Annotated in this window: 18 protein-coding genes; 10 read left to right on the top strand and 8 right to left on the bottom strand. The window is 74.3% G+C overall.

Annotation, left to right across the window (positions count from 1 at the left end; translation table 11 throughout):
• Positions 1 to 69 precede the first annotated feature (69 nt).
• From AB0E67_RS21650 to AB0E67_RS21640, 3 genes are all read left to right on the top strand, one after another.
• Complete coding sequence (locus AB0E67_RS21650) at positions 70 to 858, top strand: SAM-dependent methyltransferase (RefSeq protein WP_362029156.1); 789 nt, start codon at positions 70 to 72, stop codon at positions 856 to 858.
• 631 nt (positions 859 to 1,489) lie between these two features.
• Positions 1,490 to 2,308 (top strand): urea transporter, encoded by an 819-nt coding sequence (locus tag AB0E67_RS21645; protein ID WP_362029154.1) that lies wholly within the window; start codon positions 1,490 to 1,492, stop codon positions 2,306 to 2,308.
• Positions 2,305 to 2,973, top strand: coding sequence for a response regulator transcription factor (locus AB0E67_RS21640; RefSeq protein ID WP_362029152.1), 669 nt, complete (start codon positions 2,305 to 2,307; stop codon positions 2,971 to 2,973). Before AB0E67_RS21645 ends, AB0E67_RS21640 begins: the two co-directional genes overlap by 4 nt.
• A 38-nt stretch (positions 2,974 to 3,011) precedes the next feature.
• Here AB0E67_RS21640 and AB0E67_RS21635 read toward each other — a convergent pair whose 3' ends face one another.
• Together AB0E67_RS21635 and AB0E67_RS21630 are read right to left on the bottom strand one after the other, a co-directional pair.
• Positions 3,012 to 4,199: an amidohydrolase gene (locus AB0E67_RS21635; RefSeq protein ID WP_362029149.1), complete on the bottom strand. Its 1,188-nt coding sequence runs from the start codon at positions 4,197 to 4,199 to the stop codon at positions 3,012 to 3,014.
• A gap of 82 nt (positions 4,200 to 4,281) precedes the next feature.
• On the bottom strand, positions 4,282 to 4,704 hold the full coding sequence (locus tag AB0E67_RS21630; protein WP_362029147.1) for a DUF5997 family protein: 423 nt from the start codon (positions 4,702 to 4,704) through the stop codon (positions 4,282 to 4,284).
• A 58-nt stretch (positions 4,705 to 4,762) separates the two neighbouring features.
• Between AB0E67_RS21630 and AB0E67_RS21625 the strand changes: the two genes are divergently transcribed.
• On the top strand, positions 4,763 to 5,563 hold the full coding sequence (locus AB0E67_RS21625; protein WP_362029144.1) for a LysR family substrate-binding domain-containing protein: 801 nt from the start codon (positions 4,763 to 4,765) through the stop codon (positions 5,561 to 5,563).
• Positions 5,564 to 5,691: 128 nt separating this feature from the next.
• Here the strand turns inward: AB0E67_RS21625 and AB0E67_RS21620 are convergent, their stop codons facing one another.
• Complete coding sequence (locus AB0E67_RS21620) at positions 5,692 to 7,023, bottom strand: geranylgeranyl reductase family protein (protein ID WP_362029142.1); 1,332 nt, start codon at positions 7,021 to 7,023, stop codon at positions 5,692 to 5,694.
• Between the two features lie 834 nt (positions 7,024 to 7,857).
• Here AB0E67_RS21620 and AB0E67_RS21615 point away from each other — a divergent pair.
• Positions 7,858 to 9,303, top strand: coding sequence for a helix-turn-helix transcriptional regulator (locus AB0E67_RS21615; RefSeq protein WP_362029139.1), 1,446 nt, complete (start codon positions 7,858 to 7,860; stop codon positions 9,301 to 9,303).
• Positions 9,304 to 9,360: 57 nt separating this feature from the next.
• Here AB0E67_RS21615 and AB0E67_RS21610 read toward each other — a convergent pair whose 3' ends face one another.
• From AB0E67_RS21610 to AB0E67_RS21600, 3 genes are all read right to left on the bottom strand, one after another.
• Positions 9,361 to 12,867, bottom strand: a complete 3,507-nt coding sequence (locus AB0E67_RS21610; protein ID WP_362029136.1) for a M28 family peptidase — start codon at positions 12,865 to 12,867, stop codon at positions 9,361 to 9,363.
• 368 nt (positions 12,868 to 13,235) lie between these two features.
• Positions 13,236 to 14,426: a protein kinase gene (locus AB0E67_RS21605; protein WP_362029362.1), complete on the bottom strand. Its 1,191-nt coding sequence runs from the start codon at positions 14,424 to 14,426 to the stop codon at positions 13,236 to 13,238.
• Between the two features lie 431 nt (positions 14,427 to 14,857).
• Positions 14,858 to 15,373: an Lrp/AsnC family transcriptional regulator gene (locus AB0E67_RS21600; protein WP_362029134.1), complete on the bottom strand. Its 516-nt coding sequence runs from the start codon at positions 15,371 to 15,373 to the stop codon at positions 14,858 to 14,860.
• 226 nt (positions 15,374 to 15,599) lie between these two features.
• Here AB0E67_RS21600 and AB0E67_RS21595 point away from each other — a divergent pair, with 226 nt between their 5' ends.
• The 5 genes from AB0E67_RS21595 (at position 15,600) to AB0E67_RS21575 (ending at position 22,124) form a co-directional block, all read left to right on the top strand.
• On the top strand, positions 15,600 to 16,562 hold the full coding sequence (locus AB0E67_RS21595; RefSeq protein ID WP_362029132.1) for an alpha/beta hydrolase: 963 nt from the start codon (positions 15,600 to 15,602) through the stop codon (positions 16,560 to 16,562).
• The gene (locus AB0E67_RS21590; RefSeq protein ID WP_362029130.1) at positions 16,555 to 17,733 is read left to right on the top strand and encodes an acyltransferase; all 1,179 of its coding nucleotides are present in this window, start codon (positions 16,555 to 16,557) and stop codon (positions 17,731 to 17,733) included. Before AB0E67_RS21595 ends, AB0E67_RS21590 begins: the two co-directional genes overlap by 8 nt.
• 82 nt (positions 17,734 to 17,815) lie before the next feature.
• A complete protein-coding gene (locus AB0E67_RS21585; protein WP_362029127.1) occupies positions 17,816 to 19,168 on the top strand; it encodes a sensor histidine kinase in 1,353 nt (450 codons plus the stop codon).
• A gap of 245 nt (positions 19,169 to 19,413) precedes the next feature.
• Positions 19,414 to 20,919, top strand: a complete 1,506-nt coding sequence (locus AB0E67_RS21580) for an FUSC family protein (protein ID WP_362029124.1) — start codon at positions 19,414 to 19,416, stop codon at positions 20,917 to 20,919.
• Between the two features lie 131 nt (positions 20,920 to 21,050).
• Entirely contained in the window at positions 21,051 to 22,124 is a 1,074-nt protein-coding gene (locus tag AB0E67_RS21575; protein ID WP_362029121.1) for a lactonase family protein, read from the top strand.
• Positions 22,125 to 22,238: 114 nt separating this feature from the next.
• Here the strand turns inward: AB0E67_RS21575 and AB0E67_RS21570 are convergent, their stop codons facing one another.
• A complete protein-coding gene (locus AB0E67_RS21570; RefSeq protein ID WP_362029118.1) occupies positions 22,239 to 23,162 on the bottom strand; it encodes a hypothetical protein in 924 nt (307 codons plus the stop codon).
• Between the two features lie 129 nt (positions 23,163 to 23,291).
• Positions 23,292 to 24,269: a BadF/BadG/BcrA/BcrD ATPase family protein gene (locus AB0E67_RS21565; RefSeq protein WP_362029359.1), complete on the bottom strand. Its 978-nt coding sequence runs from the start codon at positions 24,267 to 24,269 to the stop codon at positions 23,292 to 23,294.
• Between the last annotated feature and the right edge of the window lie 372 nt (positions 24,270 to 24,641).

The following is a 24,641-nucleotide window of genomic DNA, read 5'->3' as shown; positions in this document are numbered from 1 at the left end:
CACCTGCGCGGGCCGCGCCCGCCGCGCCGACCCGGGCGCGGAGAACGACGACGAACCAGGCGGTGGAGCATGAACCAGCGGGAGACCGAACGGGTCGGCGGCCGGGCCCATTCGGCACGGGTGTACGACTGCATTCTGGGCGGCAAGGACCACTACGAGGTGGACCGCCTGGCGGCCGAGGCCTCGTTGAGGGCCTGGCCCGGTCTGCGCACGAGCATGCTGGCGAACCGGGCGGCGATGCGCCGCATGGCGCACTGGCTGGCGACGGAGGCCGGGATGCGCCAGTTCCTCGACATCGGCACCGGCATCCCGACCGAACCCAACCTGCACCAGGTCGTGCAGGGCGTGGCCCCCGAGGCGCGGATCGTCTACGTCGACAACGACCCGGTCGTCCTCGCACACGCCGACGCGCTGATGCGCAGCACCCCCGAGGGCCGAACCGCGTACATCCAGAGCGACATGAACGCCCCCGGCACCCTCCTGGCCGACCCGGTCCTCCACCGGACCCTCGACCTGACGCGGCCGGTCGCGGTGACGGTCATCGCGATGCTCCAGTTCGTCGCGGACGCACAGGGCCTGGTCGAGACGCTGATGGAACCGCTCGCGCCCGGAAGCCATCTGGCGGTCACGCTCGCCACCGCCGATCTCGCGCCGGGGTCGGAGGCCCTCGCGCGCGAGTACACCGAGCGCGGCATCCCCATGTACCTGCGCGACCGGGCGGAGGTCGAGGGGCTGTTCACCGGATTGGATCTGGTGGAACCCGGTGTCGTGCCGATGACCTCGTGGCGGCCTCCGGCAGGCGAGGAGCCGCCCGCCACCACGACGAACATGTACGCCGGAGTGGCGCGCAAGCCCTGACCGCCCCGGTCGCCCGCTCCGGGCACCGCGGGCCCCGCTCCCGGTCCGGTACCCCCGGGGGCGCCGGACCGGGAGTGTACGCGTACGCACCGCGGCCTCGCCGCACGGTGTGCCGTGCCCCCGTGCCCCCGTCGCCCACGGTCGAAGGACACCCCGGCCCGTGGTCGGAGAACGCCCCTGTGCCGGAATCGCTTCCGCGGCATCGGCCGGAACGCGTGTGCGCACGCCGGGCGAAAGGGATGCGGAAGCCCCGAATCCGCTCGATGTTCCACGGGCGTTCCGCGAGCGCCCCCTGAGCGCGCCGAGGCTCTGCGTGTGTTCCGTGCCGCGCGACGGATCCGGAACGCGGATCGTTCCGTCGCCCTCGGTCAAATGACAGGTACGGAATGTTCAACCTCTGACCAAGAATTCTGGGCGAATGGGTGGGGCGCCCGCCCCGGCGAGCCCTATCCCGATGCCGCCCAACCGGGCCTATGGCGCACGGTATTCGAAAGATCACACTCGGCGCCGAATCGTCGCACCTCGTTGGCGGCCTCCTCCGGGCGTACCGTCCCAACGGATTGTTGATCAAGCCAAAGCCTCCTGAACGGCGGGGATTTGGTGAATTCGCCATGTCCTCGAAGGAGCAGGCATGCTCGTGGCGGAACAGAAGGCACGGCCGGGGAAATGGTCCCCGGCGCACGCCGGACGGATACCGATGCGCGGCATTTCCCAGGTGGCGCTCCTCTCGAATTCATGGTCCGGTCTGCTGTTCGTCGTCGCGCTGTTCGTGTGCGACTGGCGGATCGGCGTGTACGGGCTGCTCGGCACGGCCTCGTCCACGGCCGCCGCGGCCCTTCTGGGTGCCGACCGCGGGGGACTGGCCGCGGGACTGCAGGGCTACTGCGGCTGCCTGACCGGAATCGCGCTGGCGGTACGGCTCGGCGTCTCCTGGCAGACGGCCGCGCTGGCCGTGCTCGGCGGCGCGGCCTGCGCGGTGCTCGTCGCGGCGACCGGACGACTGCTCGGACCGCTCGGGCTCCCGGTGCTGACGGCCCCGTACTGCCTGGTCGCCGGGGTGCTGGTGGCCGCACTGTCGAAGACCCCGGTCACCGACGGTCCGAGCCTGCGCGTCCCGGGCTTCACCGAGCTGACGCTCGCGGACGCCGGCCGGGCGCTGTGCGACAACATCGGCCAGATCTTCTACCTGGACCGGTGGTACGCGGGCCTGATCGTGCTGGCCGGAATCCTCCTCGCCTCCCGCGTCGCCGCCCCGGCGGCTGCTCATCGGCGTGCCGGCCCCGGATCTCCGCAAGAGCTGACCCGGCCCGTGCCCGCCCCGCCCCGGCGTTGCCCGGGGCCCGCGGCGGCACGGCCCCCGGTGTCCTCCGGAACGGGACTGCGGGATGATCGTGACGCCGCCCGGGCGGCTCCCCGCAGAACCGTCGGATCCTCTGGAGGCCCTCCGTGACGACCACCCGTGTGCTGATCGCCGACGACCAGGTGATGGTCCGTCAGGGCTTCACGGTGCTGCTCGACGCCGAACCCGGCATCGAGGTCGTCGGGCAGGCCGTGGACGGCGCCGACGCCGTCGCCAAGGCCGCCGAACTGGCCCCCGACGTCGTACTGATGGACATACGGATGCCCGGCGTCGGCGGCATCGAGGCGACCCGGCGCGTCACCGCGTCGTCGTCCGCCACCAGGGTGCTCGTCCTGACCACCTTCGACCTCGACGAGTACGTGTACGAGGCGCTGCGCGCCGGAGCGTCCGGCTTTCTGCTCAAGGACGCCTCGGCCACGGAACTCGCCCATGCCGTACGGGTGGTGGCGGCCGGCGAGGCACTGCTCTCGCCGAACATCACCAAGCGCCTCATCGCCGAGTTCTCCCGGATCTCCGACACTCCCCGCGGTCCCTTCACGCCACGCAGCGGCAACCTCACGGAACGCGAGACCGAGGTCCTCGCCCTCATCGCGCAGGGCCTGTCCAACGCGGAGATCGCCGAGCGTCTGGTCGTGGCGGAGCAGACCGTGAAGACCCATGTGAGCCGCATCCTGGCCAAGCTGGGCGTGCGCGACCGCACCCAGGCCGCGATCCACGCCTACGAGACGGGGCTGGTGCGCCCGAGCGGGTACTGAGCCGCCCGGGGACCGGGCCCCGCGCCCTGCCGGGAACGTCAGACCCGCAACTCGCCGTCGCGCACGACCACGTGGCCGCCGGAGATCACGAGCTGCCGGCGCGGCGCGCGGACGAGGGCGTCCTGCGTGTTCTCGGCGTCGACCAGGACGATGTCCGCGCGTGCCCCCGCGACGAGGTCGTGGACCGCTCGGTGGACGAACCCGGCCGCGCGGGTGGAGGCCAGCTCCACCGCGTGGGCGAGGTCCTCGTCGGTGCGCAGACCGTGGAGCCGCGCGAAGCCGAGGGCGACGCGCAGCAGGTCGCCGTCGCCGAACGGCGACCACAGATCACGGATTCCGTCGGTGCCGAGACCGAGCGGGACACCGCGTTCCCGCATCCCGCGCCAGGGGAGCGGCGCGGTACGGGGCGGGGCCACGGTCGTCCAGGCGATGCCGGTCTCCGCGCAGCCGTCGAGCAGGTCCTCCCGGCGCTCCGCCGGGAGCTCCCCGAGGGCGAAGCCGTGGGAGATCGTCACCCTGCCGTGCAGCCCGGAGCGCCGGGTGCGGTCGATGATGAGCTCGAACTGGAACGCGCCGAGTTCCCCGCCGTCGTGCAGATGGATGTCGAGGCCCACGCCACGCCGCTCCGCGACCGCGAACAGTCCGTCGAGCTGTGCCACGGGATCACGGTCGATGGACGCGGGGTCGATGCCGCCGATGCTCGTCGCTCCGGCCGAGGCCGCGCGGTCGAGCAGATCCAGCACCCCGGGACGGCGGACCACGCCGTCCTGCGGGAACGCGACGATCTCCACCTCGATGGCACCGCCGAGGGAGTCCACCGCCTCGCGAACGGTCTCGATCCCGCGCAGCCCGACACCGAGGTCGACGTCCACATGGCTGCGCACCGCCGTCGTGCCGTGCCGGAGGAACTCGCGGAGCACCGCGGTGGTCGAGGCCACGTTCGGGATACCAAGTCCGTCGCGCGTCGCGCGTTCGTGGGCGATACGCCCCTGCGTCGTGGCCTCGCCGCCGTACGGGACCCAGGGCTGCCCCCACCAGCTCTTGTCCACATGGGCATGCGCGTTGATGAAGCCGGGCAGCGCCAGGAGCCCGCCGCCGTCGATGCGTTCGCCGTCGCCGCTCGTCCGGCCCGTGGGCACCACGGCCTCGATCGCGGCCCCGGACATCACGATGTCCACGGGCTCGGCGCCCCAGGGGCGGACGTTCAGCAGAGTCGCAAGGGTCATGGAGGGATGGTATGCCAAATGGGCCCTTGGGGGGTGGCATGCTCCCTCGCGACGGCCCCGGGGCCGTCGCGACACGCGGGAGTCAGTCGCGCGGGTCGGCGCTCCGTCCGGAGTCCTCCGCGCGCTTCTCCTTCTGCGCCTGCTTCTCCTTGATGCGGACCGTTTCCTTCCGGACCTCCGCCTGGGTGGTGCGCTCCCGCTGGAGCCAGTCGGGGTTCTCCTTCTTCAGTTCCTCGATCTGCTCCGTGGTGAGCGCGTCCGTGATTCCGCCGCGGGCGAGACCCGAGATGGAGACCCCGAGCTTCGCCGCGACCACGGGACGGGGGTGCGGGCCGTTGCGTCGCAGCTCGCGCAGCCACTCGGGCGGATCGGACTGCAGCGCGTTCAGTTCGGTGCGTGAGACGACACCCTCCCGGAACGCGGCGGGGGTGGCCTCGAGGTACACGCCCAGCTTCTTCGCCGCGGTCGCGGGCTTCATCGTCTGGGCGGTCTTGTGCGACGTCATGGTGTCCAGGGTATCGAGCGTGCGCACCGCCTCCGACCAGGGCCGGTAACCTTGCGGGGTGACCAGCTCCGAAGAAGCCCCCGTGTTCCGGCTCGCCTATGCCCCGGGGGTGACGCCCGCCAAGTGGGTGCGGATCTGGCGCGAACGGCTGCCCGACGTTCCGCTGGAGCTCGTCGCGGTGCCGGCCGCCGAGGCGGCCGGCCTGCTGCGGGACGGCGGCGCCGACGCCGGGCTGCTGCGGCTGCCGACCGACCGGACGGGCCTCAGCGCGATCCCGCTCTACACGGAGACGACGGTCGTGGTGGTGCCGAAGGACCACGTCTTCGCGGCGGCCGACGAGGTCTCCACGGAGGACCTCGCCGACGACATCGTGCTGCACCCGCTCGACGACACCCTCGACTGGGAGCGCCCGCCGGGACGTCCCGCGAGCGAGCGCCCCGCCACGACCGGGGACGCCGTCGAACTCGTGGCGGCAGGTGTGGGCCTCCTCGTCGTCCCGCAGTCGCTCGCCCGCCTCCACCACCGCAAGGACCTCACCTACCGGGCGGTGACCGACGCCCCTCAGTCGCGGGTCGCGCTGTCGTGGCCGGAGGACGGGACGACGGACCTGGTGGACGACTTCATCGGCATCGTCCGAGGCCGGACCGTCAACAGCACGCGGGGCCGTCCCCGGACCCCGGCGCAGCCGAAGGACGAGCGTCCGCGCACGGGCGACGCGCGCCACAAGTCCTCGGCCGGCGGCGCGGGCAGGGCGGCCGGCAAGTCGGCCGGCCGAACGGCCGGGAAGGGCCGGCGCGGCACCTCCGGCGGCGGCACCAAGGGCGGCAGCAGGCGCGGAAGGCCCCGCCGCCGGTCCTGAGGGCTGTTCCGTCGCTCCTCGGCCGACGTCCTACGGCAGCCGTCGCGGGCGGCGGCTCCGGGAGCCGGCTCCGGGAGCCGGCTCCGGCCGGGGGCGGCAGCACGACGCCCGGCGGCGCACACCCCGGCTCAGCGCCCGGTCCGCATCCTCGGTTCCGGCACGACGCGTACGACACCGTTCAGCAGGTGGTCGACGAGATCGCGCGAGGGCCGGTCCGTGAGGTTCGTCAGCAGCCGGGCGAGGGCGTTCAGCAGGAACGGCGACCCCATCACGTACCGGTTGAGTACCGGCTGGAACCCCGACCGGCTGAAGACGAGGTCGGCGGCCGCGTTGCCGAGGCGGTAGTAGCGCCCCCAGCGGCGGCTCATCTCCACGGGATAGCCGCGCAGCACCCGCTCCCTCCCGGGTCCCGGGGGGAGGGCGAGTGCGAGCGCGGCGGTCTCGGCCGCGACCTCTCCCGCCTCCATGGCCTGCCCGATGCCCTCACCGTTCCAGGGGCTGATCATGCCCCCGGAGTCGCCGACGAGGAGGAGCCCGCGGGTGTAGAGGGGATGACGGTTGAAGCCCAGCGGAAGCGCCGCGCTCCGCACGGGGCCCTCGGCGTTCTCCTCGCTCAGCCCCCACGCGCCCGGGGTGCGGTCCAGCCACCGGTCCAGGGCCGCGCGCAGATCGGCCGAGCCGTGCTTGCGGTGGGGCAGGGCACCCAGACCGACGTTGACCCGGCCGTCGCCCATGGGGAAGATCCAGCCGTAGCCCGGGAGGTAGTCGTCGCTGTCCGGGAAGCGCAGATCGGCCCACAGCTCCAGGTACTCCTCACGGGAGCGTTCCGGGCTGCGGTAGTAGCGGCGGGCGGCCGTCGCGATCTGCCTGCGCGCGTCCCGTCGCAGTCCCAGGGCGATGGCCAGGCGGGCCGATGCGCCGTCGGCGGCGACCACGATCGGCGCACGGAACGCCAGCGGTTCCCTGGTCGCGGTCGTGGTGGCCGTGACGCCCGTGACGCGCCCGGCCCGGTCGGTCGACGGCCCCGTCACCTTCACCCCGGCGCGCAGCCGGGCCCCCGCGGCGACGGCGTGCCGGGCCAGGATGTCGTCGAAGTCGTGCCGGCTGCGGGTCAGCCCGAAATCCGGGTAGCGCCCGAGCGACGGCCAGTCGATGTGCACCCGGTGGTCCCCGGCCACCCAGCGCATCCCGCGCGAACGCGTCCACCCCGGAGCCTTGATGTCGACGCCCATCCGGATGAGTTGGTGCACCGCGCGAGGCGTCAGACCGTCCCCGCACACCTTCTCCCGGGGAAAACCGGACTTCTCCAGTAGCAGGACGTCGACCCCCGCCCGCGCGAGATGAGAAGCCGCCGACGAGCCCGCGGGCCCCGCCCCGACCACGATGACCTGGGCCTCCTCGTCCGGACCGCGAACGGGCCCCTCGTCCGACGGAGACCGGTCCGGTGTCGCTTCCCGCATGGGACCCCTTCTTCCTGATTCCGCGTCGGCCGGTGCCGTACCGAGGACGGCGGCCCTGGGCCCCATCATCGATCAGGGAGGGCCGCCGCGGAACCGGGCCCAGGTCGTCGAGCGCGGACGGATGGACCCGCCAGGCCACCCCCCCTCGGTTCGGTGAGGACATCCCGGGTCTCCTCGTGCGCCTGCCGGAGCAGCGCGCCCGTGGCGGGACGGGGCAGCCTGGTCACCAGCACCCCGGCCAGGACGGCACCGCGGGCGAGCAGCGCGAGCACGGCACTCGTCAGCGGGCCCGCGCAGGTGCGCACGGCGAGGTGGCGGAGCACTTCCGGCCCGGCCGCCCGGCGCGCGGCGAAGCGGTCACCGAACGCGCGGGGAAGCGGTCACCGAAGAAGAAGACGGGGGGCCCGCGATCCGGAGGAGACGCCGAGGGGGTCCGGGCACCACCGGTGCTCTTCTCCCGTCGCGCTCCGCGCCCCGCCGCGCGGACTCAGTACGGCAACGGCCGGCCTGACGGGGTCCGGAGGTCGAGGGGGCGCGGCCGTGACGGCGGCTGCGGACGTCGGACGATCCTGATGCGGCCCACGGCCACCACCTCCACTCGGACTACCGGTCGTATGCCCGGCGAGCCACTTCTTCATGCGGCCCCGCCCGGTCCAACCGGCATGGGGAGCACGGGTGTTGTGCACAGGCGGGGTGGATTTCCGGGCGGCGTGCGGGGCGGCGCCGTCTTCCCGACGCACCGGGGACAGCGCGCACACGTGCTCGCTATTCTCCCGCCATGAGCCATGAACATGGCACGGGAGGGGCGTCCCGCACGGCTCCGCGGAGCACCGCGTGACCGAGTACGTGGGCCCCTCGCCGGATGCCCGCACCGCCGAGGCGTGGCTGGTCTTCGGGACCCGGCTGCGCCAGTGGCGCAGGCGCGCCGGGCTCACCCAGGCCCAGGTCGGTGCCCGTGTCGGATACGACCACACCGCCATCAGCAAGCTGGAGCACGGCACCCGCAAGACGCCGCTGCCGCTCGCCCGCAGGCTGGACGACCTGCTGACCGCGGGCGGCGACCTCCTCGGCGCCTGCGAGGCCGCGGAGGCGGAGGGGCCGGGAACCGTCCCGGAGGACGGGCCCTCGGCGCGCCGGCCGGCAACCGGTGCCCGCACGGGTCCGCTGCCCGGCGAACCGGCGGGAGGCGACCTGCTCTCGATGCTGCCGCCGGACGTCGTCCTGCCCGCACGACTGCCCACCTACGGGCTGGTGTGCCCGCTGCACGGCCGCGACGGCTGCGCCGTGCCCGCGCTGGCCGACACCGTCGCGCTGTACGCGGCCTTCTGCGAGCTGGGTCCGGCCGCCGTCGCGCGTCCGCCGCTGGACGCGGACACCGTGCACGCCCTGACGGCGCTGCTCGCGGTCTGTCTGCGCGCCGACGAGGAACGGGCCTGGCCCGGGGCGACCGCCGTGGTCGAACGCACCCTGCACGCCATGCTCCGTTGGATGGCACTGCCCGCCGCCCCGTACCAGCGTCAACTGGCGCCGCTGGCCGCCGAGTACGCGCAGTCGGCCGGGTGCCTGCGGCTGCTGCGGGGCCGCAACGCGACGGCGATGGCCTGGCTCGACCGGTCGCTGGTCTGGGCGGACCTGGCCGGTCACGTCGGGACGGAGGTGGCCGCGCTCAGCGACATGAGCACCCTGGCGCGGCTGGAGGGCGACGCGCCCTCCGCGCTCTCCTACGGAGGCGCCGTCCGGCAGGCCGCCGCCGGGCGGGACTGGGCCGGCGCCATGAGCGACGTCTACCTGGCGCGCGGGCACGCGGTGCGGGGCGACGTCCGGCAGGCCCTGGGGCATATCGACCGCTCCCGGGCGCAGTTGGACCGGGTCGGCGAGCAGGACGAGGGGGAGGCGCCCTGGCTGTCCGTCGCCTCCGTGCGTCTGCGGGTGGAGTCCGGGGCCGCCGGTGCGCTGCGGGACCTGGCCGCCACGACCGGGGAGCGGCGGCTGGCGCTGCGCGCGGTCGAGGCGAGCCGCGCCGCACTGGAACTGCTCCCGTCGGGTATGCGCTCGGCGCGGGCACTGCTCCTGGTGCGGATGGCCGACGCCCATGCCTGCGCCCGCGACCCGCAGGCGGCGATCGCCATCGCCCGGCCCGTGCTGGACACCGCGGAGGGCATGGCATCGGCGCTGCTCGGGCACGAACTGCGGGGCCTGCTCGGCAGGTTGGCCGTCGGACGCGCCGGCCGCGCGGAGAACGACGACTTCACCCGTCGGCTGGCGGCCGTGGTCCGCTGAGCGGTGAGGGCGGGGCGCGTACGCACGCGCCCCGCCCGGTGTGCCGTGCGGGCTTCGTCAGCTCGCGTTCAATGTCACGTCGTCGACGACGAAACTGGTCTGCAGGTAGGCGTCCTCACTGCTGGTGAACCCGAGGGTGACCGTCTGTCCGGCGAACGCGCCGACGTCGAAGGTCTTCTGGACGTAGGAGTTCGTGGCGTCCGCGTTGGAGTACGTGGCGAGCGTCCTGGTGCCCAGCTTGACGGTGAGCGTGTCGTACGCGGGGGAGCCCGCCGACTCGGCGGTGTCGGTGCGCAGGTGGAACGACAGCTGGTACGTCGAGCAGCCGGCCGGGACCGTCAGGGGCTGGGTGAGGGTGTCGGTGTGCGTCGAGCCCCAGCCGCCGAGCCACGCCATGTACGAGCCGCTGTGCGCGGGCTTCTCCGACGTCCGGTTGTTGATCACACCGTCCGTCTGGCTCCACGGCGCGACCCCGCTCTCGAAGCCGCCGTTGGTGACGGCCTGGGTCGCCTGGCAGCTGCCGCTGCCACCGCCGACGACGAGCGAGTAGGTGGTGGTGTGGGTGGCCGTGCCGGTACCGGTCACGGTGAGGGTGTAGGTGCCGGGCGTGGTCCGGGACCCGGCGGAGACGGTCATGGTGGACGAGGAACCCGACTGCGCGGAGGCCGGTTCGAACGAGACGGTGACCCCGCTCGGGGCGCCCGAGGCGGTCAGCTTCACCGTCTGGGCGGAGCCGCTGGTGGTCGCGGTCTTCACGGTCGCGGTGACGGATCCGCCCGGCTGGACGCTGCCGGAGGCGGGCTGGACCGCGACGGAGAAGTCGTCGACGGGCGCGGTGCTGCCGACGGAGGTCTTCCACACCGTGTAGGCGATCCCGTCGGCGCTCCGGTCGAGCGCGGTCGCGTTGATGTTGGCGGTGGTGTCGCAGGACTGGTGGTAGCAGGGGTCGTAGGAACGGCCCGCCGTGCCGCCCCACTTGGCGGCCTGTGCCGAGGTCTTGGTGTCGCTCGCGCCCGTGGCGTAGCCCGAGGTGGGGATGCCGCCCTGCTGGAACGAGTAGTCGTCGGACCGGCCCTGGCCCTCGACGTTCTCCTCGGGGGCGAGGTTCAGCGAGTCCCAGTACTCCTTCATCGGCGCGGACGCGGCGGAGGTGAGGTTGTTGATGAAGTAGCCGCCGTTGGTCGAGGCGACCATGTCGAAGTTGTAGTACGCCTTGATGGCGGCGCGCTGGGCGGAGGTGAGCTGTCCGACGTAGAACTTCGAACCCTGAAGCCCCTGTTCCTCGCCGTTCCACCAGGCGAAGCGGACGTGCTTGGTCATCGTCGGGTTCGCCCCGGCCAGGGCCAGCGCGTTCTCCAGCAGTGCGGCGGAACCCGAACCGTTGTCGTTGATGCCGGGGCCGGCCGAGACGCCGTCCAGGTGGGCGCCGAACATGACGGTCTGGTCGGACGGGCCGCCCGGCCAGTCGGCGATCAGGTTGGTGCCCCGGTAGGTGCAGCTGGTGCAGGTCTGCTCGGTGACGGTGTAACCGGCCGCCTCCAGCTTGCCCTTCACATAGGCCACCGACGCGGAGTAACCGGCGCTGCCCGCCCGGCGGTTGCCGCCGTTCTGGGTGGCGATGGTGTTCAGCTGCGTCAGGTGCGCCTGCACGGCGGCGACGCCGATGTCGGGCACCCCGCCGCCCGGGTTGCCGCCGCCGTTGTCGACCGTGAGGGTGTACTGGGCGGTGTGGCTCTGGGAGCCGTCACCCTTCACCGTGAACGTGTACGCGCCCGGCGCGGCGGACGACGACGCGGACACGGTCATCGTGGAGGACGCCCCGGACTGCACCGAGGACGGGCTGAAGGAGGCGGTGACGCCGCTCGGCAGACCGCTCGCCGACAGCTTCACCGTCTGCGCGTTGCCCGAGCCGACCGTGGTGCGCACCGCGGCGGTCACCGAAGCGCCCGGCTTCACGGAGCCGGACGACGGGTCCAGGGACAGCGTGAAGTCGTCGTTGCCGTTGGAGGTGCAGGTCGGGTCGCCGCTCTGCGCGGGCACGCTGACGGCGTCCCACGCCGCCTTGGTGCGGTCGAACAGGACGCAGCTCGCGTCGAGGTTCTTCGCGGCGGTGAGGGTGGCCGTGCGGTAGCGCTTGTAGGTCATCCCGCTCGTCTTGAGCAGCATGCCGCCGTAGAAGACCTTGCCGGCGCTCTGGATGCCGACACCGGTGACCGAGGAGCCGTTGCACGTCGGGCTGGCGGGCTTGCCGCCACCCGGGCCGGAGCCCTCGGCGAGCAGGTAGAACCAGTGGTTGAGCGGACCGGCCGCCGCGTGCTCCTCGGTGTTGGGTATCGAGGAGCTGTAGCAGTTCGGGTCGCCGGTCTGCGAGGGGTTGTACATGATCCGGATCGGACCGTTGCCGACCAGGTTGATCTTCTCGCCGACGGTGTAGTCGGGATCGTCGTACGGCGCCGGCTCGTTGGTGTACGCCTCGGTGAGGGCGCCCATGATGTCGCCGGTGGCCTCGCCGAGACCGGACTCGTTGTTGGCGCCGCCGGGTGTGTACTGGTCGATGCCGTGGCCGAACTCGTGGCCCACCACGTCCATCGCGCCGATCCACTGGTTGGCGTTGTTGTGCCCGATGGAGACCGACGAGCCGTCCCAGTAGGCGTTGACGTCGTTCAGACCGACCTTGACGGGCCAGCTGCGGCCGTTGCCGTCGTGCCCGTTGCGGCCGAGCCAGTCCCGCAGCATGTTCCACTCGTGCTGGGCCGCCCACATGACGTCGACGCAGCCGGTTTCCTTGCTGGAGGCGTTGCCGGTGCCCCAGGAGTCGCTCGACTTGCTGAAGACGCTGCCGGTGCTGTAGTCGGCGCAGCTCAGGCCGGTCCGGTTCGGATCGCGCAGCGAGTAGCCACCGCCCGACGCGGTGGTGTCGATGGTCAGCGGATTGGGGCCGTTCCACTGGCTGCTGCCGGTACCGGCCTTGACGTCGTCGTAGCTGTCGAGCACCTTGCCGTTGCCCGCGTCGACGAAGACGTGCAGGCGGCTCGGCGCCTTGGCCGTGCGTCCGGTGAGGACCGTCTCCCAGGCCAGGCGAGGGGCCCTGCCCGCGGCGCGCACCACCAGGCGGTGCGATTCCACCCGGTCCACGGCGGTGAGCCGCTTGCGCGAGACCGTCTCGGCCGTGGCGGCCGAGACGGTCGGCGTGGTCGGTACGTCGATCCGCCGGGGGAGCGCCGACTGCGTGCCGCGCACCCGGCCCTCGGAGTCGGCCATCACGACGGCGTCCCCGCCGACGACCGGCAGACCGCGGTAGGTGCGCTGGTAGGCGACGGAGTACATGCCCTTGACCCAGGGGGTCACCATCTGGCGTTCGTAGCGCTCGTCCGGCCCCTTCGCCAGCGTGTCGAGACCGCTGGCGGCGGCACGGTCGGCCGCCGACACCGCGGCCTGGATCGCGGCGCGGGCGGTGGGGGCGGGCGGGGAGGGTTCGGCGGAGGCCGGCCGGCCTCCGCTGACGACCAGCATTCCGGCGAGGACGGCCAGGGTGGTCCCGGCCGTCAACGGTCTGCGTTTCATCGAGGCTCCTCGGGTCGGTGGGGCCCCGATCACGGGCAGCGGCGCGCGGTGTCGAATCCGCTTCGGCCGTCTCTTCGAACCGGCGGTGTTCGGCCGTACGGCAGACGTCGGTTCGAAGGCACGGCCTCGGCCGCCCGCGTCGCCGTCGTCCGTGATCGAGCGACCGAACACTCACATGTCGTCATGGCCGCGTCAATAAATCGCGGAGGTCGCCGGGCGACTTGGCAAGTTTGGTCAAGCCGCGTGGCCGATTCGCACAACGGCCCCGGGAGCGCGCGGAGTTCGTCCCGGTCCGCGGTACCCCGACAAGGCGTCGGAGCGGGTCCGGCCGGATCGCCGGCCCCGGCGCCGGTACGGCGGTGCGCCCCTCAGTCCTGTTCGTCGCCCTCGTCGTCCCCGCCGTCCCGGGCGGGGGGCGCCGGGGAATCGGGGGCCCCGGTGTTCGCGGTGGGACCGCTGTCCGGGGTGTCCGCCGGGCCCGAGTCGGGGGCGAACAGGCTCATCCCCAGGTACACGGCCGCGATGAAGGCGACCGTGCCGGCGATGGCGCTGGCCACCCTGGGCCGACGCCTGATCGCCGCCCGGGCGGTGGTGAGCCGCAGGGCGGGCGCGGGCGGGGCCGACTGTCGGCGCCGGTGCCCCCCGGTCTGCGGCATGCGGTACGTCGTCGGGCCCGGGGCCTCCGGTGCGCCGCCCGTCGCCGGGGCGGGGTCGAACCGGGGCGCGGGAGCCGAGGCGTACGGGACGCCGCCCGGCGCCGCGGCGGGCGGCGTCCCGTACAACGGCATGGGCTCCGGCCGGCCCCGCCACGCATCGCTCTGGAACCAGTCGGCGACCTGCTGGGCGGTGGGCCGGTCCTCGGGCTGCTTGGCGAGCAGCCCGAGCAGGTAGGAGTCGAAGGCCGGGGGCACGTCGACGCCCCGCTGCCTGAGCGGCACGGGCGCCGTGTCGACGTGCTGGTAGAGCGTGGCGGTCGCCGTGTCCGAGCGGAACGGCGGCTCGCCCAGCAGCAGTTGGTAGATCACGCAGCCGAGGGAGTACATGTCGGACGCCGCCTCGGCGGTACGTCCCAGGGCCCGCTCGGGGGCGAGATAGAGGCTGGTGCCGACGATCTGCCCCGTGGTGGTCAGCGCGGCCGACGGGTCGTCGACGAACTGGGCGATGCCGAAGTCGCCGATCTTGACGGAGCCTTCGGCGTCCAGCATCAGGTTCCCGGGCTTGATGTCGCGGTGCACGATGCCCTGCCGGTGGGCCGCGGCCAGCCCCGCGGCCGCCTGGCCGGCGATCCGGGCGACGCGCTCGGCGCCGAGCCGCTCCTCGGCCGTGAGCAGACCGCCCAGGCTGATGCCCTCGACGAGCTCCATCACGAGGAAGAAGCGGCCCTCCCAGGCCCCGAAGTCGAACACGGCCACCAGGTGGGGGTGGCTCAGGCGGGCCGCCGTCTGGGCCTCCAGACGGAACCGGGCGGTGGCGGACTCGTCCGCGTGATCGCCCAGCAGCAGCTTCACGGCCACCGCGCGGCCGAGCACTTCGTCTTCGGCACGCCACACCTCACCCATGCCGCCACGGCCGATGGGGGACGTCAAGCGGTACCGACCAGCTACCAGCACCTGTGCACCATTCTCGAATTGTGGGCCGCTCCGACTGCCACGGCGCGCCCTGACCGTGATCGGGGCGAGGTGGGGGGCGCGCGGCGTGATCAGGATATCGGGCCGCCGGACCGCGACGGCACGCCCCGCTCCCACCCGTACGGTCCGCGCGGACCCATGGGGATTCGCCGTGTTTCAGGGGGTTTCGGCGCGCGGACGGCTCGTGAGGCGCCGGTGGCCGTGCCGACGGCGGCCCTGCGACGTCCTCCGGCCGTGCTCCCGGCCGGGGCCCCGGCACCGGTGGACCTCCGGTCCGCCGGTCGACCGGGCCTGCGGAACCCGGGGGTCTCCGGGACCCGGCGTCGCCGTCGGGGGGAGCCCCGCGATCCCCCGATACGGCGTCAGCGCCTGCCGGGCGACCGGCCCACCGACACGTCCGGGCCCGCCGCGGCCGTGCGGCCCACCGACTCGACCAGCGGCAGCAGCCGGTGCGGCACCCGCTCCCGCAGGACCACCTCGGTCCGTGTCCGCACCACCCCGGGCAGCCGGATCAACCGCTGGATCACGTCCTCCAGATGCTCGTTGTCGCGGGCCACCACCCGGGCCAGCAGATCGCCGCCGCCCGTGGTCGAGAACGCCTCGACGATCTCCGGCACCGAGGCCAGAGCCGCACCGACCTCGTCCAGATGCCCCTGGGTGACCTCCAGATGGACGAAGGCGAGCACCGGGTGGCCCAGCGCGGCGGGCGAGAGGACCGGCCCCGTTCCGGTGATCACCCCGGTCCGTTCCAGCCGGTCGATACGGGCCTGGAGGGTGCCCCGGGCGACGGAGAGGATGCGCGCGTACTCACGGACGCTGGTCCGCGGCTGCTCGATGAGCAGCCGCAGGATGCGGGTGTCGAGGGCGTCCACCGCCATGCTCCGTCGGCCTCCTGTGCGGGACGATCCGGCTGCGACTGTACCAATGACCCGTCAATGCCCTTGCCGGACAGACCGGGAGAGGCCGGGCGGCCCCCTCATACCCCTAGTCCTCCGGAGCTACGGGAGAGCTTCACGCCCCGGCGTGATGCCGACTACGGGGCCGCGTCCCTAGCTTCGGTACCCGATGGCGACCCGGCCGTCCGGTACGGAAGGAAACACCGTCATGCCGTCCCCACCGCGCGCCTCCCGCCTGCGTCGCGGCCTGCTCGCCGCACTGGTGGCCGCCTCGGTCGCGGTGCCCGTCGCGGGAGCCGCCGGACCCGCGGCCGTACCGGCACCCGCCCCGGCCGCACAGGACCCGTTGCGCACCGCCACCCCCGGGGCACTGGCCGAACGCTACGCCGCGACCCGCGCGGACATCCGGGCGGCCGAGCGGGCCGCCGCCGCCCACGGCGACCGCGGACGGGCCGCCGCGCTGCGCGCCATGGCGCAGCCCGGACGCCGCTTCCTCTCCTTCGACGGCCGCGACGGCGGCCGCGGTGCCGAGGTCTTCGGCGACCTGGCGCACGCGGAGCGGATCGCCGTACTGGTCCCCGGCGCGGGGATGGACCTCGACCACTACGGACGGTTGCGCGGCGGGGGAACGGCCCTCCACGAGGAACTCGGCGACGGGACGGCCGTCGTCGTCTGGCTCGGCTACCGGACCCCCGCCACGGTGAGCCCGGCCGCGCTCACCCCGGGCCGGGCCGCCGAAGCGGCGCCCGCGCTCCGGGACTTCGTCCGCGAACTGCGCGCACTCAGGCCCGGGGCCGGGACGGCCCTCCTGTGCCACTCCTACGGCTCCGTCGTCTGCGCCAGGGCCGCGCACGGACTGCCCGTACAGGACGTCGTCCTGTACGGAAGCCCCGGCACCGGCTACGCGACGGCCGCCGACCTGCGCACCACGGCCACCGTCTGGGCGGGCCGCGGCGGCGACGACTGGATCGCGGACGTGCCCCACCTGAGGCTCCGGCTCCCCTTCACGGACATCGGATTCGGCACCGACCCGGTCTCGCCCGCGTTCGGCGCCCGGATCTTCGAAGCGGGCGACGGCGGACACAGCGACTACCTCAGCCCCGGCTCCGTACCGCTGAGGAACATCGCCGGGATCGTGGCCGCGGCATCCGCGGGAGACCGCCGTGCGTGACCTCGTCCGGCGGATCGACGCCGCCACCCCCGCCGACCGCGACCGCGCCGTCGACGCCCTGCGCGCCCTCGCCATCCTCGGCGTGGTCATCGGCCACTGGCTGGTGACCGCGCTGGTCTCCGACAGCGGCAGCCTGCACGGCGCGAGCCCCCTGCGCGCCATGCCCGGACTCGCCCCGCTGTCCTGGGTGTTCCAGACCCTCGCCGTCTTCTTCGTGGTCGGCGGGCTGGTCGGCGCGCGGAGCCACGCCTCCGCACGCGCCCGCGGCGAGAGCCATGGGCAGTGGCTGCGCGGGCGGCTGTCCCGGCTGCTGCGGCCGGTCGTCGTCGTGCTGGTCGTGTGGGCCGTGGCGGTGGCGGCGATGCTCGCCCTCGGCGCCGACCAGGACACCGTGTTCGCGCTCTGCCGGCTCGTCTGGTCCCCGCTCTGGTTCGTGGCGGTCTTCTCGCTGCTGACGGCGGTGACCCCGCTGGTGACGCGACTGCATCCGCTCTGGCCCTTCGCCGTCGTCCTGATCACCGACGTCCACCGGTTCGGCTCGGACGCGCCCGGCGCGTACGCCTGGGGCAACGTGGCGGCGGGCTGGCTGGTGCCGTACTGCCTGGGCGCGGCCTGGTCCCGGGGCGAACTGCGCGGACGCGGTACCGGATGGGCCCTGCTGCTCGGCGGAGCCGCTGCCGCCGTCGCGCTCGTGCTGTGGGCCGGCTACCCGCCGACCATGGTCGGCGTGCCCGGCGAGGAGATCTCCAACCTCGATCCGCCGACCCTGGCCGCGGTCTGCTTCGGCCTCGCCCAGTGCGGAGCGGCCCTGCTGCTCCTCGCGCCGTTGCGCAGGGTGCTGCGCCGCCCGGCGGTCTGGGCGGCGGTGGCGGTGACGAACCTCTCCGCGATGACGATATTCCTGTGGCACCAGACGGCGATGATCGCGGTCACCGTCACCGGTCTGCTGCTGGACGACCCCCTGCCCGGCCTGCACACCCCGCCCGACACCCCCGGCTGGGTGCTCGCCCGCCCGGCCTGGCTGCCCGCGTTCGCCGTGGCGCTGCTGATCTGCCTGGCGGCGTTCCGCGGCTACGAGACGGGCCGGTCACGGACCGGGAGCACCGTCGTACAGGAAGGGCGCCCCGTCCGGCCGCGCCGCGACGACTCCCGCCGGGTCCCCGGGGCGTAAGGTGCACGTCGTGGATCGGGGGGACACGGTGGGACGGGGAGGGACGACGCGGCGCCCGGGGCGAAGGCCGTGGGAGCGGGCCGTGCGAGGGCTGCCGCGGACGCTGCGGGCGCTGCCCCGCACCCTGCGCGCGGACCTCCTGACGTCCGGGGCGGAACCGGACGGGCGGGCGGGAGCGCCGCGTTGGCTGGAATGGCGGCCGGTGATCGCCGTGCCGCTGACGCTGCTCGCGGTGGGCATGCTCGTCCTCGCCACGAACCAGTACGCCTTCCACTACCGGACGGGCATCCTGCTCGGCATCCTCTTCGCCGGGGCCCAGTCGGTGTCGCTCGTCGTCGCGCTCTACCGCCCGGTCCCGGCCTGGTGGACGTCCCTGCTCGTCATGGTCGCCGTCACCCCGTTCGCCGCGCACGCCCACCAGAGCGACGTGTTCTCCTCGAACGGCGTGTCCGAGACCGGCGTCCCCGGCGGCCCGGCCTTCCCCTGGGACGGGGCCTCCGCCGCCCAGCAGGCCGGGTCGCTGTTCCTGCTGGCGCTGCGGGTACGGCCCCGGATCGCCGTCGAGGCGCTCACGATCACGGTGCTGACGGGACTCGTCTGCGGCGCGGGCATCCCACGCCCCGGCGGCGGCGACCTCCGCCTCGCGCTCCTGGTCCTCGTCACCACCGTCGTGGTCGGCGCCGCGCTGGGCGGACTCGGGGTGGCCCGCACCCGGCTGGTCGTCCAGGAGGAACGCACCGCGGAGGAACGCGCGCGGCGCACCCTCCTGGAGGAGCGGAACCGGATCGCCCGCGAACTGCACGACGTGGTCGCCCACCACATGTCCGTCGTCTCCATCCAGGCGCAGGTCGTCCCGCACCTGGTCGACAACCCCTCCGACGCGCTGAGGGAGAACGCCGAGGCCATCCGCCGGAACGCCGTCGACGCGCTCACCGAACTGCGCCGCGTCCTCGGCGTGCTGCGCTCCGAGGAGCCGCTGACCGAGGCCGCCCGGCACGCCCCGCAGCCCACCCTCGACCGGCTGGACGAACTGGTCGGCAACGCCCGCGGCGCCGGGCTGGCGGTCACCGTCACCGTCTCCGGGGAGCGGCGGCCGCTCCCCGCGGGTGTCGAACTGTCGGCGTTCCGCATCGTGCAGGAGGCACTCAGCAACGCGATGCGGCACGCACCCGGCTCCGCGGTGCGGGCCGAGATCGGCCATCGCCCGTCCGGGCTCACGGTCCGGGTCACCAACACGGCGCCCCGACGGGCCGTCCCGTCCCCGGCGGGCGCCGGCCACGGCCTGCTCGGCATGCGGGAACGCGCCGCGATGCTCGGCGGCGAACTCGCCACCGGACCCACGCCCGACGGCGGGTACGAGGTGACGGCGATCCTCCCGGCACGGTCCGCCGACGGTCCCGCCGGCCCGGCGGAACCCGCCCCGCGCACCCCCTGACGGCGGACCGTGCCCGCGGGGACCGGTCCCGAGCCGTCCACCGGCCTCCGTGTCGCCCTCCGGTCCGTTGGCCTACCCCTGGCCCGGCCGGACAGCCGTCGACTGGACCAATGGCCCAGCGGATCAGCCTTCGGTTGAGCCAAGGTCTTCAGGGGTGCTGTGATGTACCCGTCGATGGCGCTGCGGATCTCCGCGGCGCCTTTTTCATGCCGGTGCGCGGAACCGGTGCACGAATCGGGAGCCACGTGCTGAAGAGGATGTTCGTTTCCCCGGACCCGGGCCGGCTGCGGCTGCGCGGAGCGCTCAGGGCCGTCCTCGGCATCGGCCTCGCCGTCACCCTCTGCGGACTGGCGGGACATTCGCTCGTCGCGGCGGTCACGGGCGGACTCGCCGCGCTGCTCGCGCTCTTCACCGTGCTGGACACCACGGTCAGGGACCAGGCCCTCACCACCGCGCTGCTGCCCGTGGCGGGCTTCCCGGTGCTCGCGCTCGCCGCCGTGCTCCACGACCACCCGACCGCGCGGGGCGCCGCGTTCCTCGCCGTCATGGGCCTCGGGGTGTACGCGCGCAGGTGGGGGCCGCGCGGCCACTCGCTGGGCGTCTTCGCGTTCATGGCCTTCTTCACCACGCAGTTCCTCCACACGCTGCCGGAGCAGCTCCCCGAGCTGTACTCCGCCGTCGCCCTCTCCCTCCTCGCCTCCTCGACCGTCCGCTTCGGGCTGTGGTGCTACGAACGACGGCTGCCGACCGCCCCCGTACCCGCTCCGTCGACCGGCACGGGACTGGCCAGGGTGACCACCCGGCAGGCCGTCCAGGCCGTGGCCGGCGGCGCCGTCGCGCTCGCGGCGGGCCTGCTCCTGTCCGAACAGCGCTGGTACTGGGCCGTCGGCGCCACCTGGTGGGTCTTCGTCAACACCGCCTCGCGCGGCGAGACCCTGGTGCGCGGCTTCCGCCGGGTCCTCGGCACCCTGATCGGCGTTCCCGTCGGACTGGCCGTCGTCGTGCCGCTGCAGGGGGCGCCCGTGCCCAGCGCCCTCCTCGTCGCGCTCGGCGTCTTCGGGATCTTCTACACCGCCGCGGTCTCCTACACCTGGATGATGCTGTCCGTGACCCTGCTGGCCGGGGCGCTCTACGGACTCCTCGGCGTGCTCGACCCCGCCCTGCTCCTGCTGCGGGTCACGGAGACCGCCGCCGGGGCGCTCGCCGCCGCCCTCGCGGTGCTCCTCGTGCTGCCCGTCACCACCCACGCGACCACCGACGCGTGGATCCAGCGGGCCCTGCGCTGCGTGCACGCCTGCACCGCGGAGGCCGCGGCGCGGCTGGCGGGCTCGGCGACCGCCGACCCCGCTCCGCGCATCGCCGAACTGGAGGCGCTCCTCGGCCGGGTCCGGCTCTCAGTGGCGCCGCTGGTGCACCCGCTGAGCCCGCTGCGCGCCCGCCGGGCCAGGGCCCGGCAGGTGCTCGCGCTCCTGGACGTGTGCGCCCGGGAAGTACGCGGACTGGCCTCCGTCGCCGCCGACCCGGAGGCGTCCCACGACGCCCGTCTCGCCGCCGCGTGCTGGCGTGTCGAGGCGTCCGTCGAGGCACTGACCGCCCCGGACCCGGCGCGGCGGGCGGACGTGCCCGGCGTGCCGCCGCACGTCACCGTCGCCGAGCCCGCCCTCGCCCATCTGCACGGCCTGGAGCGGGCCCTGGCCGAACTCGCCGCGCCGCTGCGCAGCGCGCCGGGGGCGCCGCCGATCGGCGCGTGACACGGCGGGCCGGGCCCGTACCACCCGCCGCGGCCCTGGTCCAGACCTTGACCGGCCGACTGCTACCGTCGCTCCGGAGAGACCGCGGCGGCACGCACGGCCGCGGTCCGTCGGCGGAGAGGGGCAGTGCGGTGACAGACGGTGCGGCGGGCGAAGGCGCGGGGCGGGCCTACATCGGATCGTTCACCTCGGCGGGCGGACGGGGAATCACCGCCGTCGCCGTGGACGCCGGGACCGGGGAACCGAGCTTCCTGGGCGCGACGGACGCCGTCCCCGATCCCTCGTACCTGGCCGTCGGCGACGGGCCGGGCGGCGGGGTGCTCTACGCGGTCAGCGAGACCGAGCACGGCGCGGCGGCCGCCCTCGACATCACCGGCGACGTGCCGCGGCCGATCGGCGAACTCCGGCCCGTGGAGGGCGAGGGCCCGACCCATCTGGCTCTCGCGGCCGGGCATCTGCTCACCGCCAACTACGGTTCCGGCAGCGTGACCGCCCTGTCCCTGCGGCCGGACGGCTCCGTCGGCCCCGTCGGCTCCGTGCTCCGCCACGAGGGCAGCGGTCCGGACTCCGAGCGCCAACGGGCCCCGCACGCGCACCAGGTGCTGCCCGACCCCTCGGGTGCCTGGGTGCTCAGCGTGGACCTCGGAACCGACTCCGTACGGATCTGCGCCCTCGACACCGCGACCGGCGCGCTGCGTCTGCACGGCGAGACGGTCCTGCGGCCGGGCACGGGCCCGCGCCACCTCGCCTTCCACCCCGACGGCGGCCACGCCTACGTCCTCAACGAACTCGAACCGACCGTCACCGTGTGCAGGTGGGACGCCGCCGCGGGCGTTCTGGAACCGGTCGCCGAGACGGCCGTGCTGCCCGAGGGGGAGGAGGGCGCCGAGGATCTGGTGACCTACCCGTCGGAGGTGGTCGTCTCGCACGACGGCCGGTTCCTCTGGACCGCGAACCGGGGCCACGACAGCATCTCCGTCCTCGCCCTCGACCCGGCCGGTGAGAGGGCGAGGACGGTCACGACCGTGGACTGCGGCGGGCACTGGCCGCGCGATCTCGCGCTCGACCCCACCGGGCGGTGGCTGTACGCGGCCAACGAGCGGTCGGGGAACGTCAGTTGGTTCGCCGTCGACGCGACGACCGGCATCCCGCGTCGTGCGGGCTCGCTGGACGTCCCCGCCGCGTCCTGCGTGGTCTTCGCCTGACGGCCGCCGGCACGTCCCGAGCACCACGACGGCCGGCCCGGTCCGGTTCCTCCGGACCCGGCCGGCCGTCGGGGACGGACGGCGGCCCCCGCCGGGCGGCGCGCACGGCCCGGCTCAGTGTGCCGGGGCGCCCTGCGGCACGGCCGGCGTGATGCCGAGCGCGGACATGTACATCGACAGCACGAGCTTGCCGATCGCCGGGTAGGCGCCGAGCGGCTCCGCCGCCGCGCAGCCCGCCTCCTTCGCGGCGATGTCGAGCAGACCCTCGGGCACCTCGGGGCCGACGAGGTACGGGGCCAGCGCCAGCTGCGCCGAGCCCGAGCTCGTCAGCTGCTCGGCCACCGACGCGACGGACCCGTCCACGTCGAGCGCCGCGGCCATCACCGGGACCGCCAGCCGGGCGGCGAGCAGCATGCCGGTGATCCCGGCCGCCTGCACGGCCTCCTCTCCGCCCACCGTGGCCAGCACGATGCCGTCGGCCGCCGTCGCCACCGTGAACAGCCGCGCGCGGTCGGCGCGGGCCAGGCCGGCCTCGGACAGACGGACGTGGAGCGCCTCCGCGAGCAGCGGGTGCGGACCGAGCACGTCCGTCAGCTCCACCTGCGTGCCGCTGTCCATCACGGCCTGCCGTATCTGCCTGATCAGCGCGCTGTCCGGCCCCGCGAGCAGCGGCACCACCACGGCCGACGGGCCTTCGGGGTCGGCGACCTCGCGACCCGCGGCCCGCGCCTGCTCGACGCGCGCGACGCGCTCGGCGGCGTTCCGGGCGAGGACGGACGAGAGCGTGGGGAACTCGGCGTCGTCGCCGTCGAGGTAGCCGATCAGGGCGTTCAGACCGGGCAGCTCGGAACGGGCGATGCTGATCACTTCCTCGGCCAGGCTGCGCGTGGCCGAGGAAGGGGCACCGGGGACGGCGAGAACGAGCGCCGCGGCGCCCTCGGGTGCGACCACGGGCTCCGGGCGGCGGTGCCGTCCGGACTGGCGAGGTCGCGGCATTCGTACAGGCAGGCCGGAAGCGGGCCCAGTGGGGGTGCTCATGGCGCCGCATGCTACTGGCTTCGAGTGCCTCCCCGTTCGGGGAGGGCCCAGCCGGGCGCCATCTGTCCGCTTTTATCCGATGGGAGGCTTACCGGCCGACCGTCCCGTTCTGTCGGTGCCGGTCCGAGGTCATTGCGCAGGCCCGTCGCCGCGTACGCACAGCAGCGTCGGATGACGGGGCAGCCGCAGATCCCCGTCGGCCGCCGCCCGTGCGATGGACAGGGCGCCGGTCAGCGGATCACCCGAACCGGGGACCGCCCGGGCCTGTGGAACCTGCCGGGACAGCTCCTCGCGCAGCGGTACGAGCAGTGGATCGCCCATCCGGAACAGGCCGCCCGTCAGGGCCACTTCGCACGGTCCGCCGTCGGCTCCGGTCGCCGGGCAGACGGCCGCGGCCGCCGCCGCGATGTGCCCGGCGGCCTCCCGAAGAATGCCCGCCGCGACCGGGTCGTGACCGGCGCAGGCGGCGACCTCGGGCGCGAACGAGGCCAGCACGGCGGGCCGGTCGGTGCGCGGATACAGCCGCCCCGGGAGCTCCGGCGCGGGCCCGAACACGGCCTCCAGCCGGGCCAGCAGTGCGGCGGACCCGCCGCGGCGGCCGTCGTACGCGCGCATGGCGGCGTCGAGACCGGCCCGCCCGATCCAGGCGCCGCCGCCGCTGTCGCCCAGCAGATGCCCCCAGCCGTCGACCCGGTGCCAACGCGTCAGGTCCGTGCCCAGCGCGATCAGGCCCGTGCCCGCCGCCACGACCGCGCCGGGACGCTGTCCCACCGCGCCGGCGTACGCGGTCACCGCGTCGGCGGCGAGAGCCAGCAGCCGCACCCCGAGCGCGCGTTCCAGGGCCGCGGGCAGTTCGGCGCGCAACTGCCCGCCGAGGGTGGTCATCCCGGCGGCGCCGATCGCCACCGCGGCGATCCCGGAGCCGTGGGGGGCGCCCTGCCCCTCCAGCAAGTGGCGGGCGGCGGGCAGCAGTTGCTCCAGAAGGTGGCCCGCGTCGATGCCTTCCGGACCGGTCCGCACCGGCTCGCCGCAGACCGCGGTGCCCAGGGCGCCGGACGCGTCCATATTGCCCAGCGCCACCCGCAGCCCGGAGCCGCCGGAGTCCACGCCGAGTACGAAGGGGCCCGGCGCGCCCGTCCGTGCGGCCGTCCCCGTGGTCGCCGTCGTCCTGGTCGCTCCCCGCGCCTCCGTCGCTCCGGAAGGCGTGTCCGTCCCCGTCGTCACGATTGCCTCCACGGGGAGTGACGCGCGTCGCCGCTCACCGGCGGACGCCTGTGTGACCTCATGGACCGGCTCCAGTGCGAGGAGGAACGAGGAATGACGGCGGCAGCCTATCCCGACCGTCACGAGCTGCCCGAGGCGGAGCCGGTTGTACGGCGGATCTCCGCGGGCCGGGCGGTGGGGCCGGGAGCCCGGCGGGAGGGAGGGGCGGAAGCCGCGAGGAGGGGAATCCGGATTCGGTGAACACGGATCCGGGAG

This window comes from Streptomyces sp. NPDC032161 (assembly GCF_040636995.1).
Classification (GTDB): domain Bacteria; phylum Actinomycetota; class Actinomycetes; order Streptomycetales; family Streptomycetaceae; genus Streptomyces.
Note: the sequence above shows the minus strand (reverse complement) of the source record. Positions and strands in the feature narration are given on the sequence as shown.

Excerpts from the sequence above, each read along its gene's own strand:
- AB0E67_RS21570 (WP_362029118.1), bottom strand. The coding sequence starts at position 23,162 with ATGAGCACCCCCACTGGGCCCGCTTCCGGCCTGCCTGTACGAATGCCG.
- AB0E67_RS21600 (WP_362029134.1), bottom strand. The coding sequence starts at position 15,373 with ATGGCGGTGGACGCCCTCGACACCCGCATCCTGCGGCTGCTCATCGAG.
- AB0E67_RS21605 (WP_362029362.1), bottom strand. The coding sequence starts at position 14,426 with ATGGGTGAGGTGTGGCGTGCCGAAGACGAAGTGCTCGGCCGCGCGGTG.
- AB0E67_RS21595 (WP_362029132.1), top strand. The coding sequence starts at position 15,600 with ATGCCGTCCCCACCGCGCGCCTCCCGCCTGCGTCGCGGCCTGCTCGCC.
- AB0E67_RS21635 (WP_362029149.1), bottom strand. The coding sequence starts at position 4,199 with ATGACCCTTGCGACTCTGCTGAACGTCCGCCCCTGGGGCGCCGAGCCC.
- AB0E67_RS21620 (WP_362029142.1), bottom strand. The coding sequence starts at position 7,023 with ATGCGGGAAGCGACACCGGACCGGTCTCCGTCGGACGAGGGGCCCGTT.
- AB0E67_RS21610 (WP_362029136.1), bottom strand. The coding sequence starts at position 12,867 with ATGAAACGCAGACCGTTGACGGCCGGGACCACCCTGGCCGTCCTCGCC.
- AB0E67_RS21645 (WP_362029154.1), top strand. The coding sequence starts at position 1,490 with ATGCTCGTGGCGGAACAGAAGGCACGGCCGGGGAAATGGTCCCCGGCG.
- AB0E67_RS21650 (WP_362029156.1), top strand. The coding sequence starts at position 70 with ATGAACCAGCGGGAGACCGAACGGGTCGGCGGCCGGGCCCATTCGGCA.
- AB0E67_RS21630 (WP_362029147.1), bottom strand. The coding sequence starts at position 4,704 with ATGACGTCGCACAAGACCGCCCAGACGATGAAGCCCGCGACCGCGGCG.